Origin of the sequence: Enterobacter cloacae complex sp. 2024EL-00227 (genome assembly GCF_043945315.1) — a bacterium.
Lineage (GTDB): Bacteria > Pseudomonadota > Gammaproteobacteria > Enterobacterales > Enterobacteriaceae > Enterobacter > Enterobacter roggenkampii.
In genome coordinates this window covers 234,932-254,941 of sequence record NZ_JBIMQP010000002.1, presented here as the reverse complement: position 1 = coordinate 254,941, position 20,010 = coordinate 234,932, and the positions used below count along the sequence as shown (strand labels likewise).

The following is a 20,010-nucleotide window of genomic DNA, read 5'->3' as shown; positions in this document are numbered from 1 at the left end:
GGAGCGAGTATGTCAGTTGAAGCACTAAGCGCTTTCATCGCTGAGTACATTGCCGGACGACGGCAAACAAAGCTGGAAGCATTTGATAAAGAGGCCGCAAAACGCAGCGCTGAAGAGAGCGCGACGCTTGCGGCAGAACGTCGGGAACTGGAGCTTCGCTATGAACCGAAAGCCTGGCTGACGGATGCCGCGAAGCGAGCCGGACAAATTAACCTCGTGACCCATGCGGCGAAATTTACCCACGGGGATTCAAAAAGTAGCAGTATTTACAGCGAGGCAGTGGCGCAGGAAGGGTATCTCAGCACCGCTGCGTTGTCAGGTCTGGAACCGGATGCTGTGGGAAACGCCGCGGCGCTGGACGTCGCGAAATTGCTGCAAACACGGGTTGACGGTGGTGATTCTCTACTGGCAAGCCTGAAACGCGGAGATCGCGCTGCGCTGGCCGCTTTTACCGATGACGCAAACCAACTGGATGAATGGATTGCGGGATTTTCCCGTGCGTTAACGTCCGGAGAACCCGCTTCGCACAAATTGGCTAAGCAGGGCTATTTCCCGGTAGGTGAAAATTACCATCTGCTGAGCCCGTTATTTGCCACCTCGCTTGTTCACGCCATGCATCAGAAAATGATTGCCTTCCGTTTTGGCGACGATGTTAAAGCTATCTGGAAAGCACGCCGGGAAAAAACCTGGCATCCCACTCCGCTGACGCTTTTCCCGGATTCAGCGGAAATACACTTTGGTGGCACCAAACCGCAAAACATTTCCTATCTCAACAGCGTCCGCGGCGGGCGTAGCTGGCTTCTATCCTGTCAGCCGCCGCAGTGGAAAAAAGCAGACAAGCCGCCGACGACGTTACGTTCTATTTTCACTTTAGGTGGTCAGTTTGATCGACGTGCAAACAGCACTGTTCAACTGCTTGTGTCTTTATTGGCCAGAACCGGTGATTACACCAATGTCCGTATTCGCGAAGCGCGTGATGAATACATTGATGCGCTTATCGACCTGCTGTTTGTGGTTGCGTCGGAACTACAGCGTGATACATGGCAAAACTGGACGCTCTCGTGCGAACGATTAGTCACTCATCAACAACTCTGGCTCGATCCCTGGCGCACCAAAACCGATGAGGCTTTTCGTCTCGAGCGGGATAAAGACGACTGGCAGGTAAGCGTCGCAACAGATTTTGCCCTGTGGCTTAACGCGCGCCTGAGCAAGGCATTAAAGGATGTGGGGTATGTGGAACAGCGTGAATGGCAAACCCGTGAGCGTTTACGCAGCAACCTGCGTGAGATGGAAAAAATTATCCGGGAGGCGCTGAAATGAGCTCACTGATCCTGCTTCGCCGTGTGAGAGTTGAAAACGCCAACGCGATTGCTGGTATGACTTACGGTTTTCCCGCCATTACCCATTTCCTGGGATTTTCCCATGCGCTGTCTCGCCGTCTGGCCGAAACGCACGAGCTGCGCATTGATGGCTGTGCCGTGATCAGCCACGAGCACCAGATCCACGCGCACACCTCTGGCCGCGATTATCAGTTTGCCCTGACCCGCAATCCGCTTACACGGGACGCGAAAACGGCCTCCTTTAACGAAGAGGGGCGCATGCACATGATGGTTTCGCTGCTGCTGGAGTGTCACGGGGAAATTCCAAATGGCGAATACGGTCAGCGCGATCTTGCCGAGCATCTCAGGCAGGTGTGTCCGACGCTCCGACTTGCGGGAGGAATCATCGTCGATATCCAGGACATTTCGGTTATGGCGATGCCTGCCAGCGCTCAGGAGATGGGGCGATTAACGTGGCAACTGATGCCGGGCTTTGCCTTGCGGGATCGCAGCAGCTGGCTGGGCGAGCATCATACGACTCTGCTTGAACATAACCCGGATGCAACGCTTCTCGACGCCTGGCTGGATTTTGCCGCGCTAAAAATACAGGCAGAAACGCCAGAGGATAGCGATATCCAGGAAGGCGATCCGGCCAACTGGCACGTTGTTCCGAAACCCAACCCCGGTTATCTGGTGCCGTTGATGACGGGTTATCAGCGCATCTCTGAACTCTACGCACCGGGCGTCGTGGCAAACGCGCGTGATGCAGAAACGCCCTTTGCGTTTACCGAAGCGGTGTATGGCGTGGGCGAGTGGTGCGGTCTGCACCGGATTCGGTCACTGGACGAGATTTTCTGGCGTTATCGGACAACGGAAACAGGCTACTACTGTCAGGGCGCGGGCGCGCCGGTGACATCAGAACTTATTAATTAAAAAGGACTTAGCTATGGCAAAGGCTCCAACGGCCGTTAAAACGGCATCTGTACTGGCATTTGAACGTAAGCTGGCAACCTCGGATGCAGTGATGTATTCCGGAAGCTGGCAGGGCAATCAGTGGCAACCGATCCGCATCCAGGAAAAAGCGGTGCGTGGCACCATCTCTAACCGTCTGAAAAATGCGCTCACCAACGATCCGGCTAAACTGGATGCCGAGATCCAGAAAGCGAACCTGCAGCGTGTGGATGTGGCGTCGCTACCTGCCGATGCAGACACCCTGAAGGTGAAATTTACCCTGCGCGTGCTGGGAAACCTGTCGACGCCTTCCGTGTGTAACGATCGCGCGTATCAGGATGAACTTCAGCAGGTTATCGATGGCTATATCACTGAACACGGTTTTGCCGAACTGGCGCGCCGCTACGCAACTAACCTGGCGAACGGGCGTTTTTTATGGCGCAACCGCGTCGGTGCTGAAAAAATCATCGTGAACGTGACGGGCAGTAAGTCGTGGACGTTTGATGCATACAATTATGCGCTGCGAGATTTTACAGCCAGCGACGAGAGCCTAAACGCACTGGCGCAGGAAATCGAAAAAGGGCTCAGCGGTGGAGGGTTTGTTCTCCTGAACGTCGAAGCGCAGGTGCTCCTCGGTGCCGGACAGGAGATTTTCCCGTCGCAGGAGCTGGTCCTGGACAGCAACAGCAGCAAGAGTCGCCTGTTGTATCAGGTAGACAGCGTTGCGGGCATGCACTCGCAGAAAATCGGGAATGCCATTCGAACTATCGATACCTGGCACCCTCAGGTAGATGCGCTGGGCGCTATCGCCGTTGAGCCGTACGGCTCAGTCACCAGTCGCGGCGTGGCCTGTCGTCAGCCGAAGGAAAAAATGGACTTCTACACCTTGCTGGATAACTGGGTGACGAAAGGACTGAAACCCGAGGTTGAGCAGCAGCATTACGTCATGGCTGTGCTGATCCGCGGTGGCGTTTTCGGTGAGAAGGGCGACTAAGGAGTGGCTATGGATCACTATCTTGAGATCCGCGTTCTGCCCGATCCGGAGTTCAGCGAGGAGATGCTGATGGCTGCGCTGGTGGCTAAACTGCATCGTGCGTTGGGCCAGCGGGGGCAGGGGGATATTGGGATCAGCTTCCCGGCATATGGCCTTAAGCCTGGCCCCGTATTACGCGTGCACGGTCATCATCAGGCACTAAGCGAACTTGAAGCATTGTCCTGGCGGAAAGGGTTGAGTGACTACTGCATGTCCTCAGACATCCAGCCCGTGCCTGTCGTCAACCAGTGGCGCTGCGTGAGCCGCGTCCAGGTGAAAAGCAGTGCGCAGAGGCTCATGCGACGCTCGGTGAAAAAAGGATGGTTAACAGAGGAGGAGGCGCAACAACGTCTTCTGACGATGCAGGAAGCGAGGACGGATTTACCCTGGCTTAACCTGCGCAGTCTCTCTACCGGCCAGTCTTTTAAGCTCTTCATTCGCCATGGTGATTTGCTCTCTACGCCTGTCTCCGGGATGTTTACGACCTACGGACTCAGCGCGACGGCGACGGTTCCCTGGTTCTGATACGCATAACCGCATCCGCGTTCAGGGTGCGGTTTTTTCAGCCAGGCGGGTATCAAAAATAAAGGGGAGTTGCTGAACTGAATTGAGCGCCGAGTGGAACGCCGGATGTAAGGGGTTAAGGATGGCATTGTTTTCATAAGGAATGATACAGGAAGGTAAGATAAGCGCGAGGGCACTGTTAGCCTGCAACCAACCGGTTCCCAGATCCATTGTCGATACCGGCGCCGGATTTTCCTGCCAGTCCTCAGGGAGCCACGCTTTATCCAGGTAATCTATCTGGTCATCCGGGATATCAATGCTGAAAAGCTGGTACTGATTCAGCACGGTATCTTTTCGAACGTGCACCAAAATCTCCAGTGAGGCCAGCGAGATGGAGGTGGAGACATACACAGCTGGATGGCCTTTATGATTCCACCGTCCGCCATACTGATTTGCACCACTCCCACTCCACGCCTCGCTGGCATAGCGTCCTGTCACCAGACGATAAAAAATCATGCGAACACTCCGTGTTCCAGGCGGCCAATTAAATCGGTGACTTCCAGCGCACCGGTTTCCGTCGCTATTAAGTCGACGGGCGCCACGTTCCCCAGTCCGCGCACCGGTGCCTGCAGCCAGGTCCATGCTTCTTCTTTACTGCCAAAATAGTCAACGGCAGCATCCAGCACCCGAACGAAACGGGCCACGCGTTCGCTCTCGTCGGGCGTTAACGTCCGTCCCGCGCTTTTGCGGCGGGCCACGTTACGTTCGTTGATACCCGTGACACGCAAAATGTCCGCTTTCGACATGGACGTCCACTCGTGGATGTTGTCGAGCACACTGACGGGTAATCCCTGATTGAGAAATTCAATCAACCGCATACCTCGGTTGGCGGGTAAACCGGCGTAACGCCAAAGTGCGTTATCAGCAGGTTTCTGTGCGGGGATCCATGTTCTCATGTCACCTCCTGAGTAATGTCATTTGTCATGGGTAAGTATAGCCATTTGTCAGGGTGGGTGGAATCGGTGTTTTTGTGAGGGGGATTGATGCGAAGAAAGGTGTTTTGACCCTAATTTTTAGCGTTTGTGTAATTTATTGATTTTAAATGAGTATTCTTGGTGGGTAAAAAAGAGGGTCAGAGAAGATTTTTTAGCTTTTTTTGTATGCAAATCAGAAGGGTGTGGAGATATTATTTCAGTGCTCTGCCGTACAGGCAGCTTAGAAAGCGAGCCAGCATCTTTCCATCACACTGTGTACGTGCTCTGCCGTACAGGCAGCTTAGAAATGGCCGCCGCGAACATCCTCCCGGATGAAACTGTGCTCTGCCGTACAGGCAGCTTAGAAACGAGTGGGCACGAAAACAGGATATGTACGTATGTGCTCTGCCGTACAGGCAGCTTAGAAACATGCTTATAAAGCCTCTTGTCGTCAAAATCCAGTGCTCTGCCGTACAGGCAGCTTAGAAATCCAAAAACGGTATCCGCTATCCGTTCATTAAGTGCTCTGCCGTACAGGCAGCTTAGAAAACGCAGCGCGAGCCAATTCCTCCTGTTTCCTTGTGCTCTGCCGTACAGGCAGCTTAGAAAAAGCGCCTGGCGGGCGCAGAATTCATCACTGCGTGCTCTGCCGTACAGGCAGCTTAGAAAATTCTGTATCAGCCGGATAAGTATCACCTGGAAGTGCTCTGCCGTACAGGCAGCTTAGAAAGCTGGAATCAAAGTGATGGAGTGAGTATAAGGATGCACTGCCGCACACGCAGCTCAGCAAAATAGAAAATAAGGCCTAACAGTTCTCGCACCGTGCACTGTCGAACAGACAGCCCTGAAGCTGGAACGAACGGCTAAATAATTGTTCAAATAATCAACTGCGACACAAAAAAATAAGGCCGGGATTAACCCGACCTTTTAAATATTCATCTGCCATTACAGGCGAAAACAATTAGCGACTACGGAAGACAATGCGGCCTTTGCTCAGGTCGTACGGGGTCAGTTCAACAGTCACTTTGTCGCCCGTCAAAATGCGGATGTAGTTTTTGCGCATTTTACCGGAGATGTGCGCAGTTACCACGTGACCGTTTTCCAGCTCTACGCGAAACATGGTATTAGGTAACGTATCAAGTACGGTACCCTGCATTTCAATATTGTCTTCTTTGGCCATCTAATCCTCTGGGGTATCACTACCAAGTTTTGAACCGGCAAGATAATGCCGAAATTCATCAATTAAGTAAAGAATTGCGCGTTTGAAACGCAGCAAAACAGTTTCGGCGCATTGCCCAAGCGTCACGGTACAACCGAACGGAAAGCGCATTCGTAAAGGGGATACAACAGGATAAACGTCAGGACGTTATCTGAAGCGAAGGTCCCAAACGGCGGCGGGGCAACAGGCAGAAGCTACTCTGCGGCGTAATTATAACACCCTCACAAAAAATATGCGGAAAACATTTAGGCATTGGGCATAAAGAGCGTTCTCGGTATCCAGAAGTCGCGCGGGAGCTTTTCCTGACGGCTGGCATCCAGATGCTCGATGTACTGGCGTCGCGGTATCTCAACGGCGCCGAGGGAAGCCGTGTGCTCATTGAGCACCTGACAATCGATCAGGCGTCCGCCGCGCTGGGCAAACGCCTGGCAGAAGACCAGCAGCGCCGTTTTCGAGGCGTTAACCGCGCGGGAGAACATCGACTCACCACAAAACAGCGTCCCCTGCGCCACGCCATACATGCCGCCGACGAGTGCTCCGCCGTCCCACACCTCAATGGAGTGCGCGTAGCCAAGCTCGTGAAGCTGGTGGTAAGCGGTAATGATATCGCGGGTTATCCATGTTCCCTCAAACCGGTCTTCGGCACAGCCTTCAATGACCTGACCAAAGGCGTGGTTCAGGGTGACGCGGTACGGTGATTTTGCATGGAAACGCTTCATGCTGCGGCTCAGGTGAAACTGCTCTGGCCACAGCACGGCACGCGGATCGGGAGACCACCATAAAATCGGGTCGCCGGGAGAAAACCAGGGGAAGATGCCGCGCTGGTACGCCATCAACAGCCGCGCAGGGCTGAGGTCACCACCAAGGGCCAGCAGCCCATTGGGTTCACGCAGCGCCCCTTCTGGAGAAGGGAACGCGATGTTATGACGAGAAAGCTGGACCAGGCGCATGACAGCAAAACTCCAGTACGCGAGTGAGGACGCTACAAATATAGTCTACAGACGCTGTTTAAACTGGAAGTAGCGACCCTGTTTCGCCAACAGCTCTGCGTGACTACCTTGCTCAATAATGTGTCCGTTGTCCATCACAATTATCCGATCAAAACTCGCCAGTCCGCGCAGGCGGTGCGTAACCATCAGGACGGTTTTACCGGTCATGACATTGGCCAGCAAATCAAGGATTTGGCTCTCGGTCGTGGCATCCAGCCCTTCGGTGGGTTCGTCAAGCAGCATCAGCGGCGCATCGTGCAGCAGCGCGCGCGCAATCGCCAGACGGCGCAGCTCTCCGCCGGAAAGCTGACGACCGCCTTCACCGAGCCAGCTGTTCAGTCCATCGTCCTCAAGCAGCTTATGCAGACCGACCTGTTCCAGCACGGCGCGAAGCGCATCATCAGAGGCCTCTGGCGCAGCCAGCAGCAGGTTATTACGCAGGGTGGCGCTAAACAGATGCACGCGCTGCGGAACGACGCTGACGGTTTTGCGCAGGGCCTGCTCGCTGAAATCGGTCAGTAACGTATTATTAAAACGAATCTGACCGCGCTGCGGGTCCCAGGCGCGGGTCAACAGCTGCAGTAGCGTCGATTTACCGCAGCCGGTACGGCCGAGGATCGCAATCCGCTGACCGGCATTCACAGAAAGGGTGATACCGTCCAGCGCGTTCTGCGCCTGTTTGTCATAGCTGAAGGTAACATCTTCAAGCGTCAGCGCAACCTGCTCAGGGACAGCGGTCTGCCCGGCACTGAACGTGACTTCAGGCTCCTGCTCGGCAATCTGGGTGATGCGCAGGGCAGAGGCGATGACCTGTCCCAGATGCTGGAAGGCGCCCGTCACCGGAGCCAGCGCTTCAAACGCGGCCAGCGCACAGAAAACGAAAAGGGCAATAAGCGGACCCGGCTGTGTGTTTCCCCCGATATCGCCGGAAGCCAGCCACAGCATGGCAATCACCGCCACGCCGCCGATCAGCATCATCAGCGCCTGAGAGAAGGCCGTCAGCTCCGACTGACGGCGCTGGGCCTCATGCCAGTTCAGCTCCGTACTTTCCATCCGCGCGCGGTAGCGCTTGCTGGCACCAAAAATGGTCAGCTCTGCCTGCCCCTGAAGCCAGGCGGTCAGCTGCTGGCGGTAGTCCCCGCGCAGGCGCGTCAGGTTTTCCCCGGTGGATTTCCCGGCGCGGTAAAACAGCGGCGGCAGAACGATAAGCGTCAGCAGCATGATCCCGCCCAGCGTCAGCGCAACGGGAACATCCAGAACAGACAGCCCCAGCGTGACCACCACAATCACCACAAACGCGCCCACGATAGGGGAAATCACGCGTAGGTAAAGGTGATCCAGCGTGTCAACGTCCGCCACCACGCGATTAAGCAACTCGCCCTGACGAAAACGCGCCAGCCCGGCAGGGGAGAGGGGTAGCAGTTTGCTGAAGGTATAGATACGCAGGTGCTGCAGTACGCGGAAAGTGGCGTCGTGGCTGACCAGGCGTTCGAAATAGCGCCCGGCAGTACGGGTGATAGCGGTACCGCGAACCCCGGCGGCCGGAAGCATATAGTTGAAGCTGTATAATCCGGCGAACCCCGCGACGGCCGAGGCCGACAGGAACCAGCCGGAAAGCGTGAGCAGGCCGATGCTGGCGAGCAGCGTGACAATCGCCAGCACAATCCCCAGCGTCAGCATCCATTTGTGGCGTTTATAGAGCGCAAGATAAGGCAGCAGAGCGCGCATCAGATATCCTCCTGACGGTTTGCCAGCAGGGTCGCAAATGGCCCCTGGGCGGCAACGAGAGAGGCGTAGTCGCCTTGCTCAACAATACGGCCGTTTTCCATGACCCAGATCTGGTCCCAGTCGGCAATCCCTTCCAACTGGTGGGTGACCATCAGGGTGGTTTGCTGCAGGGAGGCGGCGTTAAGCGCTTCCATTACGCGCTGCTCGCTGTGTGCGTCAAGGCTGGCTGCGGGCTCGTCCAGGAGCATGAGCTGGCATGGGTTGAGCAGCGCGCGGGCAACGGCCACACGCTGCGCCTGCCCGACCGACAGCCCGGCGGACTGGTCGCCGACTATGGTATCCACCCCTTGCGGCAGCAGCGGCAGAAATTCGCTGACCCAGGCGCGGTCGAGAACCGATTGCAGCTCATCTTCACGCGCGTCCGGGCGCGCCAGAAGCACGTTTTCGCGCAGCGTCGCGGCGGGAAGCTGCGGGTTTTGGCCTACCCAGCTGAGCTGTTTACGCCAGGCGTCAGGATCGAGGTTGCGCAGTTCGGTTTTGTTGATCCGCAGTGAACCCGTGTAGGCCATAAAACCGGACAACGCGTTCAGCAGAGAACTTTTCCCGGAACCGCTGATGCCGACAAGCACCACGCGTTGTCCGGCAGGTAAGGTAAAGTTCAGCGGACCGGCGAGCACTTTGCCTTCGGGCGACAGAATGGAAAAGTCCTGCGCTTCAATGGTCACGGAGTCTTTAGCATTCAGCGTTACATCACCGCGCTCCGGGTGGGCCAGCGGCGTTTCCAGGAACGTTTTCAGGCTATCGGCGGCGCCAACCGCCTGGGCTTTGGCGTGATAGAAGGTCCCCAGATCGCGAAGCGGCTGGAAAAACTCCGGCGCCAGGATCAGCGCCAGGAACCCGGCGGAAAGGGTCACCGCCGTGCCGTAATGGCCGAAATCCAGCGCGCCGAGGTAGGAGAAGCCGAAGTAGACCGCCACGAGGGCAATCGACAGCGAGGTGAAGAATTCCAGTACGCCGGAGGACAGGAAGGCGAGGCGTAACACTTCCATGGTGCGCTGACGAAAGTCCTGCGACGCCAGGCGAATGTTTTCGGTTTCTGCTTCACCGCGGCCAAAAATGCGTAACGTCTCCATGCCGCGCAGGCGATCGAGAAAATGACCGCTCAAGCGACCCAGTGCCAGGAAGTTTCGGCGGTTGGCATCCGCGGCCCCCATCCCGACCAGCGCCATAAAAAGCGGGATCAGCGGGGCGGTGCCCAGCAGAATTAGCGCTGCCATCCAGTTCACCGGGAAAATGGCGATCACGATCAGCAGCGGAACGAAGACGGCAAGGGCCATCTGCGGCAGATAGCGCGCGTAGTAGTCATGCATATCGTCAATCTGCTCAAGGATCAGCGTCGCCCAGCTACCGGCCGGTTTACCCTGGATCCACGCGGGCCCGGCTTCCTGAAGCCTGTCGAGCACCTGACGGCGGATCTCGTAGCGGATATGCTGCCCGGCGTGAAAGCCGACGCGCTCACGCAGCCACACCACCCAGGCGCGCAGGATAAAAATCAGGATCAGGACAATAAAGGGCAGCAGGAGCGCTTCGCGGGGAATGTTCTCCATGATCATGTGATTAAGAATGCGGGCCAGCAGCCATGCCTGGGCAACAATCAACAGACCGCTGATGAAACCCAAAATACGGGAAATCGTAAGCCAGCGGCGGGAAAGAACGCTTTGCTGTTTCAGCCAGCGAGTTAACTCTTGTTGACGGGTTTTTTCCATTGCGTACTTTGCAGGTGACGTTATTAGAAGTTGGGCAGCGCAATGTTACAACGGGGAGACAATAAAGGCGACTTATCGCCGCCTTTATTTACGTTTGTTACTGACTTGTAAAGATTATTTACCTTGTTCAGCCAGTCCATCGAGGTAGCGTTCAGCGTCCAGCGCGGCCATACAGCCGGTGCCCGCAGAGGTGATCGCCTGACGGTAAATATGGTCCATCACGTCACCGGCCGCGAATACGCCCGGGATGCTGGTTTGAGTCGCATTACCGTGAATGCCGGACTGCACTTTGATGTAGCCGTTTTCCAGCTCCAGCTGGCCTTCGAAGATCGCGGTGTTCGGGCTGTGGCCGATAGCCACGAACAGACCCGCCACTTCCAGCGTTTCGACGTTATCGGTGTTCTGGGTATCACGGATACGCAGACCGGCAACGCCCATCTGGTCGCCCGTCACCTCTTCCAGGGTGCGGTTGGTGTGCAGCACGATGTTGCCGCTTGCCACTTTATCCATCAGACGTTTGATCAGGATCTTCTCCGCGCGGAAGGTCTCGCGACGGTGGATCAGGTGCACTTCAGAGGCAATGTTGGCCAGATAAAGCGCTTCTTCCACCGCGGTGTTACCGCCGCCGATAACCGCGACTTTCTGGTTGCGATAGAAGAAACCGTCGCAGGTGGCGCAGGCAGAAACCCCGCGGCCTTTAAACGCTTCTTCGGATGGCAGACCGAGATAACGGGCAGAGGCGCCGGTAGCGATGATCAGCGCGTCACAGGTGTATTCACCGCTGTCACCCGTCAGGCGGAACGGACGGTTCTGCAGGTCGACCTTGTTGATGTGATCGAACAGAATTTCGGTTTCGAATTTAGCGGCATGCTCGTGCATGCGCTCCATCAGCAGCGGCCCGGTCAGGTCGTTCGGGTCCCCTGGCCAGTTTTCCACTTCGGTGGTGGTGGTCAGCTGACCGCCTTTTTCCATACCGGTGATGAGTACCGGGTGCAGGTTAGCGCGTGCAGCATAGACCGCTGCGGTATATCCCGCAGGTCCAGAACCAAGGATTAGCAGCTTACTGTGTTTGGCCGTGCCCATGAGATCCCCATTGTTGTTGGCAGACATTTGGCTGGATTGTAGGGAATTTGTTGCCGTAAAAAAAGAGCGCAGCAATTTTGATATCAATCTGTGTAATAGCCGTGGACGATGAATCGCGCGCGATAACATCACGCTTTCTTAAGAAAACCGGTCGTTTATAAGGCAATAAAATGAGGATTAATACCCTGTCGTGTTGAATATCCGGCATGTTGTACTAAAAAACGATGTTTTGCTTTGACAATCCCCTGCGCTTTTGCGAAAACATTCAAGGAAGAAAAAAAACCGCGTTAACCGTATGCCGCATAGGCATGCACGTAAATGCCATTTTTACCGGGTCAGTGAAATCTACGCATGGCGTGGACAGACGCCATACGTGATGTCGGTGACAGCCTTCGGGCAACGGTCTTCTTACCAACAGAACCCGAATCCGCATCGCGTCTAATACAAAACCAGGCGATGTGATGACTAACGGGTACAGGCTCTGAACAGTGATGTGCACAGGGTCCAGGCAGGAGTAGGGAAGGAATACAGAGAGACAATAATAATGGTAGATAGCAAGAAGCGCCCTGGCAAAGATCTCGACCGTATCGATCGTAACATTCTGAATGAATTGCAAAAGGATGGGCGTATTTCCAACGTCGAGCTTTCAAAACGTGTGGGACTTTCCCCGACGCCGTGCCTTGAGCGTGTGCGCCGACTGGAAAGACAGGGTTTTATTCAGGGCTATACGGCTCTGCTGAACCCGCATTATCTGGATGCCTCACTTCTGGTATTTGTTGAGATTACTCTGAATCGTGGTGCGCCGGATGTGTTTGAGCAATTTAACGCCGCTGTACAAAAACTTGAAGAAATTCAAGAGTGTCATCTGGTGTCCGGTGATTTCGACTACCTGTTGAAAACCCGTGTGCCTGATATGTCCGCCTACCGTAAGCTGCTGGGGGAAACCCTGTTGCGTCTGCCGGGCGTGAACGACACCCGTACTTATGTGGTAATGGAAGAGGTCAAACAGAGCAATCGTCTGGTTATTAAGACGCGCTAACACGGAACAGGTGCAAAATCAGCGTAGTTTGATTACACTCCTGTTAATCCATACAGCAACAGTGCCGGGGAGTCCCGGCGCTGTTGTCCGTTTTAGCAAACAGGCAGGATATGCCTGATACCTGGAGAGCCTTTCTTGAGCCAGGAATACACTGAAGACAAAGAAGTCACACTATCGAAGCTAAGCAGCGGACGTCGTCTCCTCGAGGCTTTGCTGATTGTTATTGCCCTTTTTGCCGTCTGGCTGATGGCAGCCTTACTCAGTTTCAACCCCTCTGATCCCAGCTGGTCACAAACTGCATGGCATGAGCCTATCCATAATTTAGGCGGTGTCCCCGGTGCCTGGCTTGCGGACACGCTGTTTTTCATTTTCGGTGTGATGGCCTACACCCTTCCCGTCATTATCATTGGCGGATGCTGGTTTGCGTGGCGTCATCGTCAGAACGATGATTACATCGACTATTTCGCCGTCTCGCTGCGCCTCATTGGCGCGCTGGCGCTGATCCTTACCTCCTGCGGGCTGGCAGCGATCAATGCGGATGATATCTGGTACTTCGCCTCTGGCGGGGTAATCGGCAGCTTATTAAGTTCCGCGCTTCAGCCGATGCTGCACAGCAGCGGCGGCACGCTGGCACTGCTGTGCATCTGGGCCGCCGGGCTGACGCTGTTTACCGGCTGGTCCTGGGTGAGCATTGCCGAGAAAATTGGCAGCTTTATCCTCACCATTCTGACCTTCGCCAGTAACCGTACCCGTCGTGACGATACGTGGGTGGATGAAGACGAATACGAAGATGAAGAGGAAGACGACGCGCCTGTGCAGCGTCGCGAGTCTCGTCGTGCCCGAATTCTGCGCGGTGCGCTGGCGCGTCGCCAGCGTGTTGCTGAGAAATTTGCCAACCCGCTGGGCCGTAAAACCGATGCGGCGCTCTTCTCCGGTAAACGCATGGATGAAGACGAGCAGGTTGAGTATCGTGCAGCAGGTACCGCCGTCGATCCTGATGATGTGCTTTTTTCCGGTAGCCGTGCCACGCCGGGTGACTTCGACGAATACGATCCACTGTTGAACGGCCACTCGGTTACCGAGCCGGTTGCGGCTGCCGCCGCCGCGACGACCGCTGCGCAGGCGTATGCCGCGCCTGTCGACGCCGTGATGCCATCCGCGCCGGTCCCGCCGCCGGAATCCGTTATTCAGCAACCTCAGGTTGACTGGCAGAATGCGCCGGGTGTTCATACGCCGGAGCCCGTTATTGCGCCTGAACCTGAAAGCTACATCCCCGTGCAGCAGGAACAGTGGCAGCAGCCTTATCAGCCGCCGCAGCCTGAGTATGCACCGCAGCAATATCAGCAGCCAGTGTCCCAGCCTTATCAGGAGTACGTGCCTGAACCCGTTGAACCTGTGCAGCCTTACGTTGCACCGCAGCCTGAACCTGAGCCTGAAATCGTGGAAGAGGTGAAGCCTGCGCGTCCGCCTCTGTACTATTTCGAAGAAGTCGAAGAGCGTCGTGCGCGTGAACGAGAACAGCTGGCCGCCTGGTATCAGCCTGTGCCTGAACCGGTGCAGGAGCCGGTTACGAAGGCGCCTTCTGTTTCTGTTCCGCCGGTCGACCCGACGCCTGCTGTAGCACCCGTAACGGAAGGCGTTAAGCAGGCTACTGCGGCCGCAGCAGCGGCGGCACCGGTCTTTAGCCTGGCAACAGGGGGCGCACCGCGTCCTCAGGTGAAAGAGGGGATTGGTCCGCAACTGCCTCGTCCTAACCGCGTCCGCGTGCCAACCCGCCGCGAGCTTGCGTCTTATGGCATCAAGCTGCCTTCCCAGCGCATGGCTGAAGAAAAAGCGCGCGAGTCTGAGTACGACGATGATGCTGATGAAATGCAGCAGGACGAGCTGGCCCGCCAGTTCGCTGCGCAGCAAAATCAGCGCTACGGTCAAGACTATCAGCACGACGAACCTGCGCTGGAAGACGAAGATGATGCGGCAGAAGCCGAATTAGCGCGCCAGTTTGCGGCAACGCTGCAGCAGCGTTACTCCGGTGAACAGCCGGCAGGGGCAAATCCGTTCTCGCTGTCGGACTTTGAATTCTCGCCGATGAAAGATCTGGTGGATGATGGCCCAAGCGAGCCTTTATTTACCCCGAGCGTGATGCCGGAAGCTGAGCCTGTGCGCCAGCAGACACCATCGACCTACGCACAGCAACCTGTTCAACAGCCGTATGTGCAACCACAGCAGCCGCAGCAACAGCAGTTCCAGCAGCCTGCGCCACAGCCGCAGGAGAGCCTGATTCACCCGCTGCTGATGCGTAACGGTGACAGCCGTCCGCTGCAGCGTCCAAGCACGCCGCTGCCGTCGCTGGACCTGCTGACGCCGCCGCCAGCTGAAGTCGAGCCGGTTGATACATTTGCGCTGGAGCAGATGGCCCGTCTGGTTGAAGCCCGTCTGGCTGACTTCCGTATCAAGGCGGACGTGGTGAACTACTCGCCGGGTCCTGTGATCACCCGTTTTGAACTGAACCTGGCGCCGGGCGTAAAAGCCGCGCGTATTTCCAACCTGTCCCGCGACCTGGCGCGTTCGCTGTCGACCGTGGCGGTGCGCGTGGTGGAAGTGATTCCGGGCAAACCGTACGTTGGCCTTGAGCTGCCGAACAAGAAACGTCAGACCGTCTACCTGCGTGAAGTGCTGGATAACACCAAGTTCCGTGATAACCCATCTCCACTGACCGTGGTGCTGGGTAAAGATATCGCTGGCGATCCGGTTGTGGCAGACCTCGCAAAAATGCCTCACCTGCTGGTCGCGGGTACCACCGGTTCCGGTAAGTCCGTCGGTGTGAACGCCATGATCCTCAGCATGCTCTATAAAGCGCAGCCGGAAGATGTGCGTTTCATCATGATCGACCCGAAAATGCTCGAACTGTCGGTCTATGAAGGTATTCCACATCTGCTGACTGAAGTGGTCACCGACATGAAGGACGCCGCCAACGCCCTGCGCTGGAGCGTGAATGAGATGGAACGCCGCTACAAGCTGATGTCTGCGCTGGGCGTGCGTAACCTGGCCGGCTATAACGAGAAAATCGCCGAAGCGGCGCGCATGGGCCGTCCGATTCCGGATCCGTACTGGAAGCCGGGTGACAGCATGGATGCCCAGCATCCGGTGCTGGAAAAACTGCCTTATATCGTGGTGCTGGTCGACGAATTCGCTGACCTGATGATGACCGTCGGTAAGAAAGTGGAAGAGCTGATTGCCCGTCTGGCGCAGAAAGCGCGTGCGGCCGGTATTCACCTTGTGCTGGCGACCCAGCGTCCTTCCGTGGACGTTATCACCGGTCTGATTAAAGCGAACATTCCGACGCGTATCGCCTTCACCGTATCAAGTAAAATTGACTCCCGTACCATTCTTGACCAGGGCGGCGCAGAGTCGCTGCTGGGGATGGGTGACATGCTCTATTCCGGGCCGAACTCCACCTCTCCGGTGCGTGTTCACGGCGCGTTCGTGCGCGACCAGGAAGTGCACGCGGTCGTGCAGGACTGGAAAGCGCGCGGTCGTCCGCAATACGTCGATGGCATCACCAGCGATACGGAAAGTGAAGGCGGCGGCGGTGGCTTTGACGGCGGTGAAGAGCTGGATCCATTATTCGATCAGGCGGTAAATTTCGTTACCGAAAAACGTAAAGCGTCTATCTCTGGCGTACAGCGTCAGTTCCGCATCGGCTATAACCGCGCTGCGCGCATCATCGAGCAGATGGAAGCGCAGGGCATTGTGAGCGAGCAGGGGCATAACGGTAACCGCGAGGTGCTGGCTCCGCCACCGTTTGATTAACCTTCCGCGATTGCAAAGAAGGGTAAATCAGCCAAAATTAAGCATTTTCTTCTGTCGCCTGCCTCCGGGCAGGTCCAGAATAGAAGTCGGAAACCCCATTTCGGGAAGACGTATTTTAAGGAATAACAATGAAAAAAATCGCCATCGCCTGTGCATTACTCACCAGTTTTGTCGCCAGCAGCGTCTGGGCTGATGCAGCCAGCGACCTTAAAAGCCGACTGGATAAAGTAAGCAGCTTCCACGCCAGCTTCACGCAGAAAGTGACGGACGGCAGCGGCAACGCGGTGCAGGAAGGTCAGGGGGACTTGTGGGTAAAACGCCCAAATCTGTTTAACTGGCACATGACCCAGCCGGATGAAAGCATCCTGGTGTCTGACGGTAAAACCTTATGGTTCTACAACCCGTTCGTTGAGCAGGCTACTGCGACCTGGCTGAAAGATGCCACCAGCAATACGCCATTTATGCTGATTGCCCGTAACCAGGCCAGCGACTGGCAGCAGTACAATATTAAACAGACAGGTGACGAGTTTGTCCTGACGCCGAAAGGCAGCAACGGCAACCTGAAGCAGTTCACCATCAATGTCAGCACCAACGGTACCATTAATCAGTTCGGCGCGGTTGAGCAGGACGATCAGCGCAGCAGCTATCAGCTCAAATCTCAGCAGAACGGCGCCGTTGATGCATCGAAGTTCACCTTTACCCCGCCGAAGGGCGTAACGGTGGACGACCAACGCAATAAGTAAGAGGCGTGAGTGGGCAATCTGTCGCTCGATTTTTCAGATAACGCGTTTCAACCTCTGGCCGCCCGTATGCGGCCAGAAAATTTAGCGCAGTACATCGGTCAGCAGCACCTGCTGGCTGCCGGTAAGCCCTTGCCGCGCGCCATTGAGGCGGGGCATTTGCACTCCATGATCCTCTGGGGCCCCCCAGGCACCGGCAAGACTACGCTTGCAGAAGTGATTGCCCGTTATGCCAACGCGGACGTTGAGCGTATCTCAGCGGTGACGTCCGGCGTGAAGGAGATCCGTGAGGCTATCGAGCGTGCGCGTCAGAACCGCAACGCCGGACGCCGCACCATTCTTTTTGTCGACGAAGTCCATCGCTTCAACAAGAGCCAGCAGGATGCCTTCCTGCCGCATATTGAAGACGGCACGATCTTCTTCATTGGGGCGACCACCGAAAACCCGTCGTTTGAGCTGAACTCGGCGCTGCTTTCCCGTGCGCGCGTTTACCTGCTCAAATCGCTGACGACCGAGGATATCGAAAAGGTTCTCACTCAGGCGATGGACGACAAATCGCGCGGCTACGGCGGACAGGATATCGTTCTGCCTGACGAGACGCGTCGTGCGATTGCCGAGCTGGTTAACGGCGATGCGCGTCGGGCGCTGAACACGCTGGAAATGATGGCCGACATGGCCGAGGTCGACGATGCCGGCAAGCGGGTGCTAAAACCGGAACTGCTCACCGAAATTGCCGGGGAACGCAGCGCGCGTTTCGATAATAAAGGTGACCGTTTTTACGATTTGATTTCGGCGCTGCATAAGTCCGTGCGCGGTAGCGCGCCGGATGCGGCGCTGTACTGGTATGCGCGCATTATTACTGCGGGTGGCGATCCGCTATACGTCGCGCGCCGCTGTCTGGCGATTGCCTCAGAAGATGTCGGCAATGCCGATCCTCGCGCCATGCAGGTCGCACTGTCGGCCTGGGACTGTTTCACCCGGGTTGGACCCGCAGAAGGTGAGCGCGCCATTGCGCAGGCGATTGTCTATCTGGCCTGTGCGCCGAAAAGCAATGCGGTTTATACCGCCTTCAAGGCAGCGATGTCTGATGCGCGTGAGCGTCCGGACTACGATGTGCCGGTTCACCTGCGTAACGCGCCGACCAAACTGATGAAAGAGATGGGGTATGGGCAGGAATACCGCTACGCTCATGATGAACCCAATGCCTACGCTGCCGGGGAGGAATATTTCCCGCAGGAGATGGCACAAACGCGCTATTATCACCCCACAAACAGAGGTCTTGAAGGCAAGATTGGTGAAAAGCTCACCTGGCTCGCCGGACAGGATCAAAATAGCCCTATAAAACGCTACCGTTAGTTCAATCGTTGCGGTAATGTTGGCAATTGTATCCTTGTGACCGCAGGCTGTGGTCACATTTCCTATTTTAATTCGATAAGCACAGGATAAGCATGCTCGATCCCAATCTGCTGCGTAATGAGCCAGACGCAGTCGCTGAAAAACTGGCACGCCGGGGCTTTAAGCTGGATGTAGATAAGCTGCGCGCTCTTGAAGAGCGTCGTAAAGTACTGCAGGTACAAACTGAAAATCTGCAGGCAGAGCGTAACTCTCGATCGAAATCCATCGGCCAGGCGAAAGCGCGCGGGGAAGATATTGAGCCATTACGCCTGGAAGTGAACAAGCTGGGTGAAGAACTGGATCAGGCGAAAGCTGAACTGGATGTTCTTCAGGCCGAAATTCGTGATATTGCCCTGGCTATCCCGAATATTCCTGACGACAGCGTGCCTGTCGGCAAAGATGAAAACGACAACGTTGAAGTGAAACGCTGGGGTACGCCTCGTGAGTTTGACTTCGAGGTGCGCGACCACGTGACGCTGGGCGAAATGCACGCGGGCCTGGATTTTGCGGCTGCTGTTAAGCTGACCGGCTCTCGCTTCGTGGTAATGAAAGGCCAGATTGCCCATCTGCACCGTGCGCTGGCGCAGTTCATGCTGGATCTGCACACCGAGCAGCATGGCTACAGCGAAACCTATGTGCCATATCTGGTCAACCACGATACGCTGTACGGTACGGGCCAGCTGCCGAAATTTGCCGGCGACCTGTTCCATACCCGTCCGCTGGACGAGGAAGCAGACAGCAGCAACTACGCGCTGATCCCAACCGCGGAAGTGCCGCTGACTAACCTCGTGCGTGATGAGATCATCGACGAAGACGACCTGCCAATCAAACTGACGGCGCACTCTCCGTGCTTCCGTTCTGAAGCAGGATCTTACGGTCGCGACACGCGCGGTCTGATCCGTATGCACCAGTTCGACAAAGTTGAGATGGTGCAGATCGTCCGTCCTGAAGAATCCATGGACGCGCTGGAAGAGATGACCGGCCACGCTGAAAAAGTGCTGGAGCTGCTGGGTCTGCCATACCGTCGTATGGCGCTGTGCACCGGTGATATGGGCTTTGGTGCCTGCAAAACCTTCGATCTGGAAGTGTGGGTACCTGCGCAGAACACCTACCGTGAGATCTCCTCCTGCTCTAACGTCTGGGATTTCCAGGCGCGCCGCATGCAGGCACGTTGCCGCAGCAAATCTGATAAGAAAACCCGTCTGGTGCATACCCTGAACGGTTCTGGCCTGGCTGTGGGCCGTACCCTGGTTGCCGTGCTGGAAAACTATCAGCAGGCAGACGGTCGTATCGAGATCCCTGAAGTGCTGCGTCCATACATGAAAGGCCAGCAGTACATCGGCTAATAATTTGTCTTAAAACAAAAAAGCGCCTCAGGGCGCTTTTTTTATGCCTTTGGTTTGATGCGACGCAATAACCTCTCCCTCTAAAGTAGTAATACTCCTTCGAATGAAAGTCAG

The 20,010-nt window shown here is 56.1% G+C and carries 16 protein-coding genes, 1 pseudogene and 1 CRISPR repeat array; of the genes and pseudogenes, 9 read left to right on the top strand and 8 right to left on the bottom strand.

Translation table 11 applies throughout. From position 1 onward, the window contains the following. Positions 1 to 9 precede the first annotated feature (9 nt). Genes csy1 through cas6f form a run of 4 tightly spaced genes read left to right on the top strand, consistent with a single transcriptional unit; the run spans position 10 to position 3,828 of the window. Entirely contained in the window at positions 10 to 1,320 is a 1,311-nt protein-coding gene (gene csy1, locus ACHH0Z_RS04195; protein WP_045406789.1) for a type I-F CRISPR-associated protein Csy1, read from the top strand. Further along, positions 1,317 to 2,252, top strand: a complete 936-nt coding sequence (gene csy2 / locus ACHH0Z_RS04190) for a type I-F CRISPR-associated protein Csy2 (protein WP_045406787.1) — start codon at positions 1,317 to 1,319, stop codon at positions 2,250 to 2,252. Before csy1 ends, csy2 begins: the two co-directional genes overlap by 4 nt. A gap of 13 nt (positions 2,253 to 2,265) precedes the next feature. Next, on the top strand, positions 2,266 to 3,264 hold the full coding sequence (gene csy3, locus ACHH0Z_RS04185; protein ID WP_023327014.1) for a type I-F CRISPR-associated protein Csy3: 999 nt from the start codon (positions 2,266 to 2,268) through the stop codon (positions 3,262 to 3,264). 9 nt (positions 3,265 to 3,273) lie between these two features. Further along, positions 3,274 to 3,828 carry a type I-F CRISPR-associated endoribonuclease Cas6/Csy4 gene (gene cas6f / locus ACHH0Z_RS04180; RefSeq protein ID WP_023327015.1) on the top strand — a complete coding sequence of 185 codons (555 nt, stop codon included), beginning with the start codon at positions 3,274 to 3,276 and terminating at the stop codon, positions 3,826 to 3,828. A gap of 21 nt (positions 3,829 to 3,849) precedes the next feature. Here cas6f and ACHH0Z_RS04175 read toward each other — a convergent pair whose 3' ends face one another. The 8 genes and pseudogenes from ACHH0Z_RS04175 to trxB all read right to left on the bottom strand — a co-directional run bounded on the left by ACHH0Z_RS04175 (position 3,850) and on the right by trxB (position 11,566). Next, positions 3,850 to 4,323 (bottom strand): RES family NAD+ phosphorylase, encoded by a 474-nt coding sequence (locus tag ACHH0Z_RS04175; RefSeq protein WP_045334129.1) that lies wholly within the window; start codon positions 4,321 to 4,323, stop codon positions 3,850 to 3,852. Continuing rightward, positions 4,320 to 4,763: an antitoxin Xre/MbcA/ParS toxin-binding domain-containing protein gene (locus tag ACHH0Z_RS04170; protein WP_023327017.1), complete on the bottom strand. Its 444-nt coding sequence runs from the start codon at positions 4,761 to 4,763 to the stop codon at positions 4,320 to 4,322. The genes ACHH0Z_RS04175 and ACHH0Z_RS04170 overlap by 4 nt, the downstream gene beginning before the upstream one ends. 238 nt (positions 4,764 to 5,001) lie before the next feature. Continuing rightward, a CRISPR array of direct repeats spans positions 5,002 to 5,571; the repeat unit is 28 nt; unit sequence GTGCTCTGCCGTACAGGCAGCTTAGAAA. Between the two features lie 171 nt (positions 5,572 to 5,742). Beyond that, positions 5,743 to 5,961 carry a translation initiation factor IF-1 gene (gene infA, locus ACHH0Z_RS04165; RefSeq protein WP_002211347.1) on the bottom strand — a complete coding sequence of 73 codons (219 nt, stop codon included), beginning with the start codon at positions 5,959 to 5,961 and terminating at the stop codon, positions 5,743 to 5,745. Continuing rightward, positions 5,889 to 6,062: pseudogene (locus ACHH0Z_RS04160) on the bottom strand (hypothetical protein); the annotation flags it as partial. The gene infA and the pseudogene ACHH0Z_RS04160, both read right to left, overlap by 73 nt. 183 nt (positions 6,063 to 6,245) lie before the next feature. Next, a complete protein-coding gene (gene aat, locus ACHH0Z_RS04155) occupies positions 6,246 to 6,950 on the bottom strand; it encodes a leucyl/phenylalanyl-tRNA--protein transferase (protein WP_008499991.1) in 705 nt (234 codons plus the stop codon). A gap of 45 nt (positions 6,951 to 6,995) precedes the next feature. Next, entirely contained in the window at positions 6,996 to 8,717 is a 1,722-nt protein-coding gene (gene cydC / locus ACHH0Z_RS04150) for a cysteine/glutathione ABC transporter ATP-binding protein/permease CydC (protein ID WP_045406785.1), read from the bottom strand. Then, positions 8,717 to 10,483 (bottom strand): cysteine/glutathione ABC transporter permease/ATP-binding protein CydD, encoded by a 1,767-nt coding sequence (cydD, locus tag ACHH0Z_RS04145; RefSeq protein ID WP_045406782.1) that lies wholly within the window; start codon positions 10,481 to 10,483, stop codon positions 8,717 to 8,719. The genes cydC and cydD overlap by 1 nt, the downstream gene beginning before the upstream one ends. A 114-nt stretch (positions 10,484 to 10,597) precedes the next feature. After that, positions 10,598 to 11,566, bottom strand: a complete 969-nt coding sequence (trxB, locus tag ACHH0Z_RS04140; RefSeq protein ID WP_021240886.1) for a thioredoxin-disulfide reductase — start codon at positions 11,564 to 11,566, stop codon at positions 10,598 to 10,600. A gap of 544 nt (positions 11,567 to 12,110) precedes the next feature. Between trxB and lrp the strand changes: the two genes are divergently transcribed. The 5 genes from lrp to serS all read left to right on the top strand — a co-directional run bounded on the left by lrp (position 12,111) and on the right by serS (position 19,896). Beyond that, a complete protein-coding gene (gene lrp, locus ACHH0Z_RS04135) occupies positions 12,111 to 12,605 on the top strand; it encodes a leucine-responsive transcriptional regulator Lrp (protein ID WP_000228469.1) in 495 nt (164 codons plus the stop codon). 135 nt (positions 12,606 to 12,740) lie between these two features. Then, the gene (locus ACHH0Z_RS04130) at positions 12,741 to 16,415 is read left to right on the top strand and encodes a DNA translocase FtsK 4TM domain-containing protein (RefSeq protein WP_045406779.1); all 3,675 of its coding nucleotides are present in this window, start codon (positions 12,741 to 12,743) and stop codon (positions 16,413 to 16,415) included. 128 nt (positions 16,416 to 16,543) lie between these two features. Further along, positions 16,544 to 17,158, top strand: coding sequence for an outer membrane lipoprotein chaperone LolA (gene lolA, locus ACHH0Z_RS04125; protein ID WP_021240884.1), 615 nt, complete (start codon positions 16,544 to 16,546; stop codon positions 17,156 to 17,158). Positions 17,159 to 17,167: 9 nt separating this feature from the next. Next, on the top strand, positions 17,168 to 18,511 hold the full coding sequence (gene rarA, locus ACHH0Z_RS04120) for a replication-associated recombination protein RarA (RefSeq protein WP_008499984.1): 1,344 nt from the start codon (positions 17,168 to 17,170) through the stop codon (positions 18,509 to 18,511). A gap of 92 nt (positions 18,512 to 18,603) precedes the next feature. Then, positions 18,604 to 19,896, top strand: a complete 1,293-nt coding sequence (gene serS, locus ACHH0Z_RS04115; protein ID WP_008499983.1) for a serine--tRNA ligase — start codon at positions 18,604 to 18,606, stop codon at positions 19,894 to 19,896. Positions 19,897 to 20,010: the final 114 nt, after the last annotated feature.